The sequence below is a fragment of the Paenibacillus nasutitermitis genome (assembly GCF_014641075.1).
GTDB lineage: Bacteria > Bacillota > Bacilli > Paenibacillales > Paenibacillaceae > Paenibacillus_Z > Paenibacillus_Z nasutitermitis.
In genome coordinates, this window is sequence record NZ_BMHP01000002.1 from 364,767 (window position 1) to 379,923 (window position 15,157).

Consider the following 15,157-nt stretch of genomic DNA (forward strand, 5'->3'; position numbering starts at 1 on the left):
CTGCCACCGGCTCTCTGGTTTGACGTCATTCTGCAGCCCTACTGTAATCCTGTCAATGCTGTTGTGATATGATTTTATCTGCCTTTGGTTATATCATACCCACCTTGCCCTAGTCAACGAACAGATGGCATTAACATCAAATTCCTGTTTACTGGAATCCTGGATCGTCCTATATTTATCTGTAAAATATGCGGCAAATACACGCTGCTGGGGATTTATGCTATAATATTTTTGTTAATCGGAGGAGGAGTTATCTACATATGAATCAAGACCAAGGGCAGAACAAGAATGGACACAGCAAATGGCGTACATTCGGAGTTGTGACCCTCATTACCGTCAAATGGTTATTTATTTTCGGATTGTTAATCGGCTTGTTCGCTGGAGGTATTGCCAGCGGCTATGTAGCTTCGTTTGTGAAGGACGAACCGATCCGTTCCCGAACCGAAATAGAGGCGAAAATTGACGAGAACGCCACCACGGGCTTCGTTTATTTCAATGATGCCATCACACCGGTTGGGCAGCTTCGTACAGAAGAAGACCGGCGCATCGTCACCCGCGAGGAAATTCCCGATCAGGTCATCAATGCGATTTTGGCAACAGAGGATAATAACTTCTTCAACCATATCGGTGTCGATGTCAACGGTCTGGGACGAGCGGTAAAGCAGAAGCTCCTCAATGAAACTACGCAGACCGGAGGCAGCACCTTGACGCAACAGCTTGCCCGCCAGGTGTTCCTTACCCTTGACAAGACAGACGCCCGCAAAGCAAAGGAAATATTCCTATCCCTGCGTTTGGAGCGTTTTATGACCAAGGATGAAATCTTAACCGCATATTTGAATAAGGTTCAATTCGGAACCGGCAACAGCGGTTATAATTTGTATGGCATCAAAGCAGCTGCAAAGGGAATTTTCAATATTTCCGATCTGAAACAACTGAATACCGCACAAGCTGCCTATCTGGCTGGTTTGCCACAGCGTCCTTCCGCATATGCGGCGTTTACCAGCAAAGGAAAATTTAATGAAAACGGCTTTAAGCTGGCCGTAGAACGGCAGCATAATGTACTCAAGTATATGTTGGAGAACAAGCGTATCACATCCGATGATTACAACTCGGCAATGGCATTCGATTTGCGCTCATCGCTTGCCAAGCCGACGGAGAAGGCCTATTCCACTTTTCCTTATCTGATGCTGGAGGCAGAGCGCCAGGCGGCAGAAATACTATTGATGCAGAAGGACCCGAATCTGACCCAAATCGATGTCCGCAAGAAAGAAAATTCTGCAGCGCTGGAAGAGGCACGCAGCCAACTGCTCCGGGGTGGCTATCGCATTTATACGACTATTGATAAACGCGTCTACAATCTGATGCACAAAATCAGCAATGATCCCGACAATTTCACGCCGGACAGCAAGGAAAAAGGCATGGAGCAAATTGCCGCTATCTTGCTTGATCACAAAACAGGTGCGATTCTGAGCATGATTGAAGGCCGCGACTTTTATACGGAGCAGATGAATCACGCCACGCAGATGACAAGGCAGCCGGGCTCTACCATGAAAACAATCGCCGCCTACTTGCCTGCCATTGATAAAGGACTTGTCCAGCCCGGCAGCATTATCGACGATGCTCCCATGGTATTCAAGGATGGGCAGAAAGGTTTTCATTTGCCGATGAATTCCAATAAGAGGTTTGCGGGACTCGTTACGGCAAGAGAAGCACTGAACCGTTCTTTGAACTTGCCGGCACTCAAGATTTTTAATGAGAAGGTTACCATTGCCGAGGCTTGGAAATTCACGCGCAAGCTGGGGATCACTTCCCTGAAGCCTGAGGACGATTATGCGCAGACTGGGGTTATCGGGGGTCTGAGCGTCGGTGTTTCCGTTGAGGAGCTGACAAATGCCTATGGCAGCATTCCTAATAACGGGGTGTTCAATGACGCTTATATGATCAGTAAAATTACCGACGCCAAAGGCAACGTCATTTACGAGCACAAGAAAGAACCTGTCCGCGTATTCTCGGAGCAGACCGCATTTCTGATGTCCGATATGATGCGTACCGTTATTTCCGATTCGAGCGGTACCGGGCACTCCATCGCCTCCAAATTCAAGGGCTATGGTAAAATCCCCGTCGCCGGAAAAACCGGCTCGACTCAAAGCTATGGCGATGTATGGTTTATGGGATTTACACCTGATGTAACGCTGGGGGTCTGGGCGGGATATGAGCAGCAGGTTCATACCCTCTCCAAAGACGGAAGAGCGCGTGCCAGAACGATCTGGACACAGATTATGAACTCCGTCACCGAGGATCGTCCCGATCTTTTCCCAACCAAGGCGTTCAATAAACCTTCAGGGATTGTTAAAGCGACCGTCTCCAGCGTCAGCGGCAAGCTGCCGACGACGCTCACCAGACAGGCAGGCAAACTGGTTACAGACTATTTCAACAAGAAGTTCTTGCCCACCGAGTCGGATGACGCACTGGTCAGCATGGCTTATATTACATTCAACGGGGTCAATTACATTCCTCAGCCGAGTACTCCGTCCGATATGGTCAATGAACAAATTGTTATCAAGCGCGAGAAGCCGCTTGACGAGCTGATGGCTGAAATATCGGCAGCTCAAGCCAAGCTGCCAGCAAGCAGCAGACGTTCCATGAGCGCGTATCTCCCTGCGGATGCCGGAAAAGACGCACCTTCCAAGGTCGATCCAAGGATCGAAGATGGTCATTCGCCGTCGCCGCCATCCAATATCCGGCTGCAGCCCATTCCGGGTAAAAGTTCTTATCGGATCCAATTCGCCAAATCGCCGGAAGCCGATGTTGTGGGATACCGTTTGTACCGATCTATGAATAACTCGAATTATAACAATGTTGGCTCTCCTGTCTTGACCGGTGCCGGCACGGAATTCACCAACTCGACTAATCCCGGCAATACGTACCGCTATTATGTGACGGCTGTGGATGTAGGGGGGCATGAATCTGCACCTAGCGGAATTGTAGGAACAGACAGCTCGAACTATATACCAGCGCCTGACACCGGGGCTGGAGGAGACGGGACCATGCCCGGAACCGAAGGGGGATCAGGAGGAGACTCGCCTCCCTTGAATAATGGCAACAGCGGAACCGATCAGTCTGCTGCGTCTCCCCCATCCGCTCCTGCGGGTGTTCAAGGTGAAGCGACCGGAATCGGGATTAAGCTGAACTGGGACGATAATAATTCTGATGAAAAAATCACTTCTTATAATGTCTATTACAGTGCCAGCCAGAGCGGAAAGTTTACCAAAATCGGTTCGACCGGAGAAGCGAGATTTGAATATATCTCCAATATTTCAAGCGGTTATTTCAGAATCACAGCCGTGAACGCATCAGGGGAATCACCCTCCTCCTATACCGTTCATCTCAAATAATCCAGTCGCCGGCAACTGCAGGCTAACCCAAAAACCCGCCGTTCGCTTGGAAAAGCGAACGGCGGGTTTTTATTATAAGGGATGAGTATAATAAAGAGCTCGATATGGTAAAACGTTAATCTTCTATTGTGGACAAATCACCTGTTGGCAGATTCAATTCCCAGGCTTTCAGAACGCGCCGCATGATTTTGCCGCTGCGTGTTTTGGGCAGCTTATCTTTAAATTCGATTTCACGGGGAGCCGCATGCGCTGAGAGCCCTTCCTTCACAAACTTCGAGATTTCGGCTTTAAGCTCATCAGATGGCTCATAACCTTCACGGAGAGCCACAAACGCCTTGATGATTTCGCCCCGCATCGGATCGGGCTTGCCGATAACACCGGCTTCGGCAACCGCCGGATGCTCGACCAGTTTGCTCTCCACCTCGAAAGGACCAACCCGTTCCCCTGCCGTATTAATAACATCGTCGATACGGCCCTGAAACCAGAAATAACCATCTTCGTCCTTATAAGCGGAATCTCCCGAAATATACCAGCCTGGTATCCGGAAATATTCTTCGTATTTGGACGGGTTGTTCCAGACCTTGCGCATCATGGACGGCCAAGGTGTCTTGATTGCCAGATTGCCCATCCGGAAGGGAGGAAGCTCGTTGCCGTTATCGTCGATTATGGATGCCTCGACGCCCGGCAGCGGCCGGCCCATGGATCCTGGCTTAATGTCCATGCTTGGATAATTGCAGATCAGCTGTCCGCCTGTTTCCGTCATCCACCAGGTATCGTGAATGCGCTGATTGTACACTTTGAGACCCCAGCGAACAACTTCCGGGTTCAGAGGCTCGCCTACGCTCAGCACATGTCTGAGACTCGACAAGTCGAACTCCTTGACTACATCATCCCCTGCTCCCATCAGCATGCGGAAGGCTGTAGGGGCACTGTACCATACCGTAACTTTGTATTTCTCAATCGTTTTGTACCAATCCTGCGGACTGAATCTTCCGCCGCGGATGACATTGGTCGCTCCGTTAAGCCAAGGGGCGAATATGCCGTAGCTCGTCCCAGTGACCCAACCTGGATCGGCCGTACACCAGTATATGTCATCCGGCTTCAGATCCAATACCACCTGACCGGTGAAATAATGCTGGATCATTGCATTCTGGGCATGGAAAACCCCTTTCGGCTTGCCGGTGGAACCTGATGTATAATGGATCAGAAGTCCATCCTCCCTGCCGAGCCATTCAATCTGGGTTTCGTCGGAAGCTTTGGCCATCTCTTTCTTGAAGTCTACAATATGATCGTTTTCCTCAACGTCGTCGCCAAATACGATAATATGCTTCAGATCCGGCAGCTCGCCGAAAGGAATGCGTGACAGCAGTGCAGGTGTGGTAATAATCGCGGTTGCGCCGCTGTCCAGCAGCCGGTCCTTGACCGCCGTTTCCATGAAAGCTTCAAACAACGGGCCTACAATCGTTCCCGCCTTCAATGAGCCAAGAAGGCTGAAATACAGTTCAGGCGTGCGCGGCATAAAAATAAATACACGCTCACCCTTCTGGATTCCAAGGCCGCGAAGCACATTGGCGAACCGGTTCGATTGCTTGGACATTTGTTCAAACGTATAGGATTCGTCCCGGCTGTTGTCACTATAGTAGAGGGCGATTTTACCGCCGAGTCCCTGTTCAAGATGACGGTCAATCGCTTCATATGCCATGTTCACCTTGCCCGTTTCGTTCCAGGAAAACTGCTTTTCAATCTGGTCGAAGCTGAATTGCTCTACCATTTCTTCGTAGTTTGTCATGTTGGAGCCGGAAGCCGTTGCCGGAATCCGTTCTTGATGCATGTCTGTCATAATCATCATCCTCCTGCACAATGTAAAACTCTATTTCTCTCAACAATAGGCCTTGACACAATCGTCAAAGCAGAATACGCTTTCATATTATAACATACGCTCCACTCGTTAAACCATCCTTTTCATCACACGGGTTATTTGTTATAAGTAAAGGGTGACCCCGAAAGGAGCATGAGCTTTGGAACACCGCAAAATAATGCAGGCACAGCGTCTGCCCTATCAGAACCGTGAACTGGTCATAGAAGGTCCAATTCCGGCCGACGTCTTGTCCAGACTGACCCTCCACCCTGATTTGGACGCTTTCCGCAGGCCCAAAGAGCAGCATAAAGCCTTGATCGAAATTGCTGAGCTTGCTGAAGGTCGGATAATCGCTGTCAGGGACGAAGAGACTATCGTTGGCTATGTCACCTTCCATTACCCCGACGAGCTGGAGCGCTGGTCCGAAGGCGGAATGGAGGACCTGATCGAGCTTGGGGCTATTGAAGTGGCCAATAGCTACCGGTCATTGGGGCTGGGAAGGCGAATGATCGAAACTGCTTTTGCAGAGGAGCAGCTGGAAACCGCCATTGTCTATACAACAGAATATTATTGGCACTGGGACCTTGAAAACACAGGCCTGAATGTATGGGATTACCGTGTCATGATGGAGAAGCTGATGAAATCGGTAGGCATGGTCTGGTTTGCGACTGATGATCCGGAGATTTGCTCGCATCCCGCCAATTGTCTGATGGTGCGTATCGGAAGAGAAGTCCCTCTATCTTCGGTCGAACAATTCGACCGCGTCCGTTTTCGCCAGAGGTTTATGTACTAAATGAAAGGTGATGAAAGGCCGATGATGGCAAACGCCGTATTTATCCAGCCTCCGGGCGCGGCCCGGTATAAATTCAATGAACAGCATCCCTTTAATCCGCTGCGGCTCCGTTTGGCTATCGATCTTCTTCAGGAACTGGATGCGCTTAAGAGCGAAGATATCATCGAGGCTTCACCCGCCTCCGAAACCCTTCTTTCACTCATTCACCGCAGCGATTATCTCGAAGCCGTGAAGCAGCTCAGCCTTGATCCGCCTCCGGAAGATTGGGTGCAGCAAGCACAGCGATATGGTTTGCAGACGGAAGACACGCCTTACTTTCCAGGCATGCATGAGGCGGCATCGGCAATCGTCGGCGGATCTGTTCTGGCAGCGGATCTGGTGATGTCGGGAAAGACTCTGCATGCCTATCACATGGGCGGCGGACTGCATCATGCTTTTCCGGATCGAGGTTCAGGCTTCTGCGTATATAATGATGCGGCGATCGCCATCGCCCATATCAGAAAGAAATATGATGTCAGAGTCCTATATATCGACACCGACGTCCATCACGGGGATGGGGTGCAATGGTCTTTCTACGACGAATCGGAAGTATGCACGTATTCGATCCATGAGACCGGCAAGTTTCTGTTTCCGGGAACCGGCTTCGTCCAGGAACGCGGCGCGGAGCATGGTTTCGGCAGCAACTATAACGTTCCCGTAGATCCGTATACGGAAGATGATTCATGGCTGGAAAGCTTCACGGCATCCATCCGGAAGGTGGCGGCCGCATTCAAGCCCGATATTATCGTCAGCCAGCATGGCTGCGACGCACATGCGTTCGATCCGCTCTCGCATACCCATTGCAGCATGCGCATCTACCGGGAAATGCCTGCCATCATCCATTCCCTGGCCCATGAACATGCCCAAGGCCGCTGGGTAGCGGTCGGAGGCGGCGGATATGACATCTGGCGCGTTGTACCGCGTGCCTGGGCGCTTGTATGGCTGGAAATGACTGATCACCCCATTTCCTCCACACTGGCCGCCAGCGACGCTAACGAGCCCCTGCCGGCGGGTTGGCTGGAACGTTATTCATCCATGAGTCCGGAGCCTCTTCCAACGCACTGGATGGACGATACCCGAGATTGGCCCCCGATACCGCGCAGGGCGGAAATTGAGTCATCCAACCGCAGGATCAGTGAAATTGTCGTGCAGGACTTGTGAGCGCTTAATCCTCCGACTGGAGAAATCGCAATAATCAAAAAAAAAAGGGCTAACCGGGTATCCGCCTCAGAGCGGATGTGACCGGATAGCCTTTTTAATTGGATTGGAATGACGCAGCCTGTTCACATCCGTCGAAGCATTTCATCAATAATGCGATGGGAATTCACAGAAGCGGTTACTGTAAAGTCTGCAAAATTAACATGAGCCGACCCGTCCGCCTTGTCCGACATGGATCGAATCACGACAAATGGCGTGCCGTTCATTACGCATACCTGGGCAAGCGAAGCCCCTTCCATTTCGGTACAGGCACCGCCAAGCTCCTCATGCAGCTCGCGGACCAGCTCGCGGGAGGCCACAAACTGATCGCCGGAAAGCACTTTCCCTTTCATGCTGCGCCCTGGAAACAGATCCTCACAGGCACGTACAGCCAGATCAACAAGCGCAGCATCCGCCACCCATTCCGAAACGTCCTGGAAAGGAATTTCTCCCCGACTGAAACCTAGCGGCCTGCAATCCATATCATGCTGCTGACATGAAGTGGAAACGACAATATCGCCGATATTCAAACTCGGATCCAGCGCCCCGGCAACACCGGTGAACAGGATGCAATCCGCCCCTGCGTCAATAAGCAGCTGCGTACAGACGGCCGCGTTCACTTTACCCACGCCCGACTTGCAGAAGATCACTTCATGGCCGTGGAGATGGCCACTCACATAAGTGATGCCGGCTTTTTCAAACGAATTCGCTCGTTCAACATGCTTATGAAGCAATTCAATCTCTTCAGCCATTGCTCCCATGATGCCGATCTTTAACGCCTTGCTCATTTCGGATTCCCTACTGATTGGCGCTTGATCACTTCATGAGGAAGTACAACCCGAGCCTGTTCGACTGTTTCTTTCTTCATCAGCTTGGTCAGCAGACGCATCGATACCGCTCCGATATCGTACATCGGCTGTGCAACAGCGGTCAGCTGCGGACGAACCATCGAAGCCATGCGGCTGTTATCCACGCTGATGACAGATAAATCATCCGGTACCTTGCGGCCGGAATCCTGAATGCAATGGATCGCACCGATTGCCATCTCGTCTGTCGCGGAGAAGACGGCTGTGGGCAGCTCCGGGAGCTCCAGGAAGTATTTCATCGCTTCCACACCGGATTCATAGCGGTAATTGCCTGTGCGGACCAGATTCTCATCATAATCAATGCCTGCAGTTTCCAGCGCGCGTTTATAACCCTGGAATCGTGCGTACCCGTTGGACGGATCCTGCAGAGTGCCGCTGATCATCGCGATGCGCTTATGGCCCTGGTTGATTAATGTCTGGACGGCATCGAAAGCCGCAGCCTCATGATCAATGTCTACCGATGGTATAGAATCATTCTCATCCGTTGTGGCACAGAGCACCACAGGAACGTTGGAGGTCTTGAAGGCCTGAAGATGCTCGTCCGTCACGGCTCCGCCCATAAACAGCAGACCGTCGACCTGCTTCTCCAGAAGCGTGTTGATGACACGGATTTCCTTATCCTTCTTCTTGTCGGCATTGCAAAGGATAATATTGTAGTGGTACATATTCGCGATATCCTCGATGCCGCGCGCGACCTCAGCAAAAATAGCATTGGAAATATCGGGAATGACGACCCCGACAGTGGTCGTTTTTTTGCTGGCCAAACCACGCGCTACCGCGTTCGGACGATAGCCCAGACGCTCAATCGCTTCAAAAACCTTTTTGCGTGTTTGGGGCTTCACATTGGGATTGTTGTTCACGACCCGTGAAACCGTGGCCATGGATACGCCTGCTTCTCTTGCTACATCATAAATGGTTACGGTCAAGGTCCTTCTCTCCATTAGTTCAAATTTTTGTAACGATAGTTTTCCACACATTTCTCTATCGTTCTATGGGAAGAAACCTGCTATGCCTGCTCCGGAGGCATCTGCCTGAATAGATGCCCGGCAAACGCAAGGCATAGAATCAAGCTGAAGTGGTTTCTTCTTCCAAATCGCACCGTCCTACTTTATCGTTATGATACGACAAAATACTACTTTTCGCAATGATTCCCAAGGTGATCCTCTAATGCCGAGTATGTTATGCTCCAATGAGAAGCGTGCCAGGTAACGATTCCATTCTCGATAAACAGCGTCTGCGGTGATTCATGACGGATCCCGACACTAGCGGCAATGGCCTGGGAGACCGCTGAGTATTCCACAACATCCACAACAAAACATGACAGGGATAATGTGACCGCATCCTCCAGCCAAGCGGCTAATTCGTCATATGCACCGCTACTGACTGAGCAGAGACTGCTATGCTTGAAAACAAGCACCGGGAGTCCGGCGGAACCCGTCAACGCTTCTTCCCACTGTTTGATGGTAACGAGAGGCATCGGATGCTTCAACAGGAGCGCCCCCTCTTTGAAAGCTGTATGCTTGACGATTATATCTAAAATAAAGAGCTTCTTCGACTTAGCTGTGCCAGCCGTTTATGTAAATCCGCAATCCAGGCTTCATCTGCGGCAGCTTTTGCAACAGTATACAAATCAAGAAGCTCGTTGATCCGGTTTTCCGTACGGTCCCTGATCGCTTCGAAATCGGTCAGCTTTCGGTCGTGATAAGCCTCTACTAATAAATCTGCCCATTCATTCCATTCGTTAAACAGGTAAGTCTGTTTATCCGGTTCTGCCCCCAGTTTCCCGATCAGTCCCGTGAGGTCCGGCTTGACCTCTGGAAACACCTCGCTGCGCCTGCACGATGGGCAGGAGTAGATGGGGACATTGTCAATTTCCACAGTGCGGGAGTAAATCAATGTGCGCAGCTTAATGGGCATTAGATCACCGCATGGACACGGTTTCTGCAAATCGTCCACTCCTTCTCACGGCAACCGGCCGTCATTTAAGAAGAAACAATTCGAAGCACGAATACGGCATCCGTTTCTTCCAGTTTCGATCGGAGCAGCTTTTTTTCTCGCAAGGTAAAAGGGCATGCTCTTATTCGAAGACTAAGAATAAACGGCTAACGCCGTCATTTGCGGCTTAGCCACGTTCTTCCCTTAGAAATACAAGCCTGGTATAAGTGAAAACTTAACCTTATCTTATATTTCGATAAAGGTATTCGACTCCTTTTGCTGAAAGTCCTGCTTCCACGGGTTTTGTAATTTTTGCATGCGTTCCCCGTTTCAGGAGGTCACCTTCCGCCAATGTTCCCTTATTGCGGGGATGGAAATAAGTGCAACGGCGACAGCCGCTCCAATGCAATCGTTGCGAATATCAAGGATATCCGGCGTGCGGCCGCCGACAAAAGACTGATGGTACTCGTCGGTTACCCCGTAAAGTCCACATAAGATGACAATCAGAATCTTCATGCCCCAGTTGTCCGCCCGCGACCCGAATCCGAAATCAATAGCCGCCGCCAATACAAAATAAGCGATAAAATGCCCCCAATCAAAGCTGGACATGGCGGGAACAAGCTTTTGGAACCACGGCAGGAACGTATCCAGCTCGCCGCTAGTCCGCGATGAGAGCAAATAAATAGCAGCCATTATAAGAAGCGCGGGCACAAAATAAAAGAGGCTGCGCCGCGTTTTCCGCGACCCGCCCGTATGTTGAAGAGTTTGCTTCATAGGATCACCTTCGATACAATATGGTGGATAGACGTTTAGAACCAGATTCGATCAATCCGATTCAGTTCAGCTTAAGGAGGACAACAATGAGTCTCATAGGAAAAAAGATTATTTGTCTATTGGATGATGAGTTTGAAGATTTGGAGCTCTGGTACCCTGTCTACCGGGCCCGTGAAGAAGGAGCAACCGTTCAGTTTGCCGGACCGGAAAAAAACCGCACTCATATCGGAAAATACGGTGTTCCGGCAAAAGCCGATTTATCATTCGACGAAGTTAACAGCTCCGAGGTGGACGGGCTTCTGGTTCCCGGAGGCTGGGCGCCTGACAAGCTTCGGAGATATCCTCAGGTGCTTCAACTTGTCAAGGATATGGATGCAGCCGCAAAACCGATCGGACAGATCTGCCATGCCGGCTGGGTTCTCATCTCCGCAAAAATTTTGAACGGACGAAAAGTCACATCAACCCCTGGAATCCGCGACGATATGGAAAATGCCGGAGCCACCTGGATCGATGAAGCTGTCGTCGTGGACGGAAATCTGATCTCCTCGAGGAGACCGCCAGATCTGCCGCCATATGCCAAAGCGTTTGTAGACGCCTTCCAAGACCGTTAATGCTTCAAACTTTGCTTGCTACATTGCTTGGAAGGAGTCCGGGTTCCCCCCGGCTGGCAGTCCGTTATCAAAAGCTGCCAGCATCTCATGAATCCTGAGACTGGTCCTGCATGTCAATAATTCCTGGAATAACGAACGGCTGTCTTGCTGCTTCAGGCAAAGCAGCCGTTCTTTTATTGGCAGAATAGCGTGCGCCGACATGCTGAGCTCATCGACATCGAGTGCCAGCCAGATCGGCAGCGCACGGAGATCACCTGCCATTTCACCGCAAACACCAACATGGATGCCTGCCTCCTTGGCCGCCTCTACGGTCATTTTCAGCATCCGGAGCACAGCTGGATGGAAAGGCTCGTATAAATGGGAAATCTGGTCATTCATCCGGTCCACGGCCAGGGTAAATTGCACGAGATCGTTTGTGCCGATACTGAAGAAGTCCACCTCGCCGGCAAGCAAATTGGCAATCATTACCGCGGCAGGCAGCTCGATCATGATCCCGACTTCGATTTGCCGGTCATAAGCGCGGCCTTCTTCCTCCAGCTCCTGCTTGGCTTCGGAAAGCACCCTATTCGCCGCCTGCACCTCTTCAACTGACGATATGAGAGGGTACATGATTTTCACTTTTCCGAAGGCGCTTGCCCGCAAAATGGCCTTCAGCTGTGTCTTGAACAGATCCGTTTTGTCCAGGCACACCCGGATTGCCCGGTACCCCAGAAATGGATTTTCTTCTTCCCGATGCTCAAAATAATCCAGTTTTTTGTCCCCGCCGATATCCAGCGTCCGGATGATCAACGGCCTGCCGGACAGTTTTTCCGCAACGTTTCGGTAAACTTCAAACTGCTCCTCTTCCTTCGGCAGACGGTTGCGGTCCATGTAGATAAATTCGGTGCGAAAAAGTCCAACCCCGTTTGTGCCGCTGGCAAGCGCCACATCCAGCTCCTTGAGCGAGCTTATATTGGCCCCAAGCTCAATTTCCTTACCGTCCTGCGTGACCGGTTGAAAGCTGACGATCCCCTTAAGCCGCTGGCTGGCTTCACGCTGGTGTTCCTGCTGCGCGGCATATTGATCAATCAACTCTTCTTCCGGCTCCAGGTGGACAATGCCGGTAGTGCCGTCAATAATAAGCATATCACCGGTTTCGATGGCCACTTCAAGCTTCGTATCCAGACCCACGACCAGCGGAATGCCCAGCGCTCGGGCCATAATGGAGGAATGGGACGTCGTGCTCCCAACCAGCGTGGCAATCCCAAGCACATGACTGGGATTCAAATGCGCCAGTTGGGACGGGGAGAGCTCCTTGGCTACAAGAATAAAAGGCTGCGTATCGGAAGGTAGCGTAATCTCCGGAGCACCGAGCAAATGCTTGAGCAGCCGGTTTCCGACATCCTTAATGTCCAGCGCCCGTTCCTTCATGTATTCATCATCGAGCAGATCAAACATCGTCACAAAGTGGTCAATCGCTTCTTTAACAGCCACTTCTGCCGCTTTGTACTGACGCTGGATGATCCCTTGAATCTCGTTCATAAAAACCGGATCCTCGAGAATAGCCAGATGGGCGTCGAAAATATAGCTTTCCTCCGTGCCTACGACCTCCCTCAGCTCATCCTTCATCTGCTCGATTTCCACCTTCGATGTACGGATGCCTTCATACAAACGTTCGAATTCACGGGCGAGATCCCCTACGTCTATTTTCTGTTCCGGTAAATCCCACTCCCAGTTCGGCAATACGAACGTCTTGCCGATTGCGATGCCCGGTGATGCTCCTATTCCTTGAATCACGCCAAATCCCCTCCACCGCTTCTCTCTTTCAAAACGACCGACATTACAGACGCTTGTCCACGCTTGACACTTTTGAATGGAGCAAAGCTCCATGAGTGAACACGATCCGAATTTGTAATCACCATCGGTGTCGCAAGTGATTTGCCCTCCTTGCGGATATACTGCAAATCAAAGGTAATCAACAACTGACCCGGTTTAACCTGATCGCCTTCCTGAACGATCGCCTGAAAACCTTTGCCTTTGAGCTGCGAGGTATCGATACCGATATGCAGCAGAACATCCAGGCCTTCCGGCGTCCGGATTCCTATGGCATGCATGGACGGGTATACATGAATCACTTTTCCATGTACAGGTGAAACAAGTTCGCCTTTGTCCGGCATGAACGCCACCCCGTCTCCAACAAGCTTGCCCGCGAAAATAGGGTCAGGCACCTCAGTGAGCGGAATCATCCGGCCTTGAAGCGGCGAGCTGAACAGTACGCGGGAGATATCCCGGCGGATTGCCTTATCCATTTCTTCCCGGATAAGCTCGGAATAGGTGCCGAAAACAATTTGAACAATGCCTCCTCCGAGACGGATGACCCCGGCCGCGCCCAGATGCTTCAGCGCATTGTTATCAACAAGCCGGTCGTTGGCAACCTTCAACCGCAGACGGGTTATACAGGCTTCCATCTGCATAATATTTTCTTTTCCTCCAATAGCCTGAAGAATGAGCGGGGCGCGGTAAGGGATATCGCCTGCCCATTCATCCAGCTGAGAGCCCTCCTCGCGGCCGGGTGTCGGGATCCGGAAACGACGGATCGCCCAGCGGAACAGAAAATAATAAACAAGTCCGAACACTATGCCAATCGGAATGAGCAGCCATCCTTTGGTGGCCAGATGCTCATTGATCAGAAAATCGATCGCCCCTGCCGAGAATGAAAATCCGTGTAAAATGCCCAGCTCGTAGGTGAACCACATCACAAGGCCCGAGAGAAGCGCATGCACCACAAATAAATAAGGAGCAACAAACAAAAAAGCAAATTCAATCGGCTCCGTCACACCGGTCAGAAACGATGAAAGCGCAGCAATCATAAAGGTTTTGCGGATTTTGGGCTTCAGGTCCTCCCGCGCCTCGTGTATGATCGCAAAAGCGATCGCCGGGAGCGCAAACATCATCGTCGGATAAAGTCCCGCCATAAAGGCTCCTGCTGTGGGATCTCCGGCAAAAAAACGGGGCAAATCGCCAAACAGCACGGACCCGTTATCCAGCTCATAACCACCTACCTGAAACCAGAACACATGACTGACCAAATGATGCAGGCCGAAAACAACAAGAATCCGAAGCACAAAACCGAACAAAAAAACGCCAAATCCGCCGCCGGAAGAAACAATATCGCCAAGCGCCATTAACCCTTCATGCAAGCTTGGAGCCAGCCGAACCATAACGATGGCCCATATCGCAGAGAAAAAGCTGACGGCAAGCGGCACAAATCGCGGTCCTCCGAAAAACTGGATATACTCAGGAAATTTGATCGACTTGAACCGTTCATTAAATATACTGGTTACAACGCCGATGATAACACCTGTGAACACCGTTGGCTCAAGCTCATAATGACTGGCATTTATAATGCCTGTATAGATAAACATACCGGCCAATGCTGCAAGGCCTGCGGCTGCGGCATTGCTTGTCATGCCCATCGCGACGCCGAACGCAAAAAGATAGGGCAGGAAAGAAAACAGAGCCTCGCCGGCCGTATGTAAATGGACCTGCATCGTTGGCAGTCCCATCGCTGACCAGGGCAAAGCACTGAGACTTAAAAATACGGCAGCGCCGGGAAGCACGATGGTCGGCAGCATTAAAGAACGGCCAAGCTGCTGCAAATGACCCATAATATTCATGAATAAACCTCCCCTCTTGTCGCCTATGCGTAA

The 15,157-nt window shown here is 51.0% G+C and carries 12 protein-coding genes and 1 other annotated feature (1 of these 13 running past the window's edge); of the genes, 4 read left to right on the forward strand and 8 right to left on the reverse strand.

What is annotated here, in order from left to right:
- Positions 1-65, reverse strand: a binding site (T-box leader) (it extends 220 nt beyond the left edge of the window).
- A gap of 195 nt (positions 66-260) precedes the next feature.
- Positions 261-3,395: a transglycosylase domain-containing protein gene (locus IEY46_RS11685; protein WP_188992189.1), complete on the forward strand. Its 3,135-nt coding sequence runs from the start codon at positions 261-263 to the stop codon at positions 3,393-3,395.
- Positions 3,396-3,510: 115 nt separating this feature from the next.
- Here the strand turns inward: IEY46_RS11685 and acsA are convergent, their stop codons facing one another.
- Positions 3,511-5,235, reverse strand: a complete 1,725-nt coding sequence (acsA, locus tag IEY46_RS11690; protein WP_188992190.1) for an acetate--CoA ligase — start codon at positions 5,233-5,235, stop codon at positions 3,511-3,513.
- A gap of 178 nt (positions 5,236-5,413) precedes the next feature.
- Here acsA and IEY46_RS11695 point away from each other — a divergent pair, with 178 nt between their 5' ends.
- Positions 5,414-6,046, forward strand: a complete 633-nt coding sequence (locus IEY46_RS11695; protein ID WP_308422792.1) for a GNAT family N-acetyltransferase — start codon at positions 5,414-5,416, stop codon at positions 6,044-6,046.
- A gap of 21 nt (positions 6,047-6,067) precedes the next feature.
- Positions 6,068-7,246 carry an acetoin utilization protein AcuC gene (locus tag IEY46_RS11700; protein ID WP_188992191.1) on the forward strand — a complete coding sequence of 393 codons (1,179 nt, stop codon included), beginning with the start codon at positions 6,068-6,070 and terminating at the stop codon, positions 7,244-7,246.
- 122 nt (positions 7,247-7,368) lie between these two features.
- On the opposite strand, the gene IEY46_RS11705 is transcribed toward IEY46_RS11700, so the two are convergent.
- The 5 genes from IEY46_RS11705 to IEY46_RS11725 form a co-directional block, all read right to left on the reverse strand.
- Complete coding sequence (locus IEY46_RS11705; protein WP_188992192.1) at positions 7,369-8,070, reverse strand: 5'-methylthioadenosine/adenosylhomocysteine nucleosidase; 702 nt, start codon at positions 8,068-8,070, stop codon at positions 7,369-7,371.
- A complete protein-coding gene (gene ccpA / locus IEY46_RS11710) occupies positions 8,067-9,074 on the reverse strand; it encodes a catabolite control protein A (RefSeq protein WP_188992193.1) in 1,008 nt (335 codons plus the stop codon). Before ccpA ends, IEY46_RS11705 begins: the two co-directional genes overlap by 4 nt.
- Positions 9,075-9,280: 206 nt before the next feature.
- Entirely contained in the window at positions 9,281-9,637 is a 357-nt protein-coding gene (gene ytxJ / locus IEY46_RS11715) for a bacillithiol system redox-active protein YtxJ (RefSeq protein ID WP_188992194.1), read from the reverse strand.
- Between the two features lie 44 nt (positions 9,638-9,681).
- Positions 9,682-10,095: a YgiT-type zinc finger protein gene (locus IEY46_RS11720; RefSeq protein ID WP_188992195.1), complete on the reverse strand. Its 414-nt coding sequence runs from the start codon at positions 10,093-10,095 to the stop codon at positions 9,682-9,684.
- A gap of 318 nt (positions 10,096-10,413) precedes the next feature.
- A complete protein-coding gene (locus IEY46_RS11725; protein WP_188992196.1) occupies positions 10,414-10,857 on the reverse strand; it encodes a VanZ family protein in 444 nt (147 codons plus the stop codon).
- 86 nt (positions 10,858-10,943) lie between these two features.
- On the opposite strand from IEY46_RS11725, the gene IEY46_RS11730 reads away from it, so the two are divergent.
- Complete coding sequence (locus tag IEY46_RS11730) at positions 10,944-11,468, forward strand: type 1 glutamine amidotransferase domain-containing protein (protein ID WP_188992197.1); 525 nt, start codon at positions 10,944-10,946, stop codon at positions 11,466-11,468.
- A gap of 18 nt (positions 11,469-11,486) precedes the next feature.
- Here the strand turns inward: IEY46_RS11730 and ptsP are convergent, their stop codons facing one another.
- Together ptsP and IEY46_RS11740 are read right to left on the reverse strand one after the other, a co-directional pair.
- Positions 11,487-13,244 carry a phosphoenolpyruvate--protein phosphotransferase gene (gene ptsP, locus IEY46_RS11735; protein ID WP_188992198.1) on the reverse strand — a complete coding sequence of 586 codons (1,758 nt, stop codon included), beginning with the start codon at positions 13,242-13,244 and terminating at the stop codon, positions 11,487-11,489.
- Positions 13,241-15,124 carry a glucose PTS transporter subunit IIA gene (locus IEY46_RS11740; protein ID WP_188992199.1) on the reverse strand — a complete coding sequence of 628 codons (1,884 nt, stop codon included), beginning with the start codon at positions 15,122-15,124 and terminating at the stop codon, positions 13,241-13,243. Before IEY46_RS11740 ends, ptsP begins: the two co-directional genes overlap by 4 nt.
- Positions 15,125-15,157 lie beyond the last annotated feature (33 nt).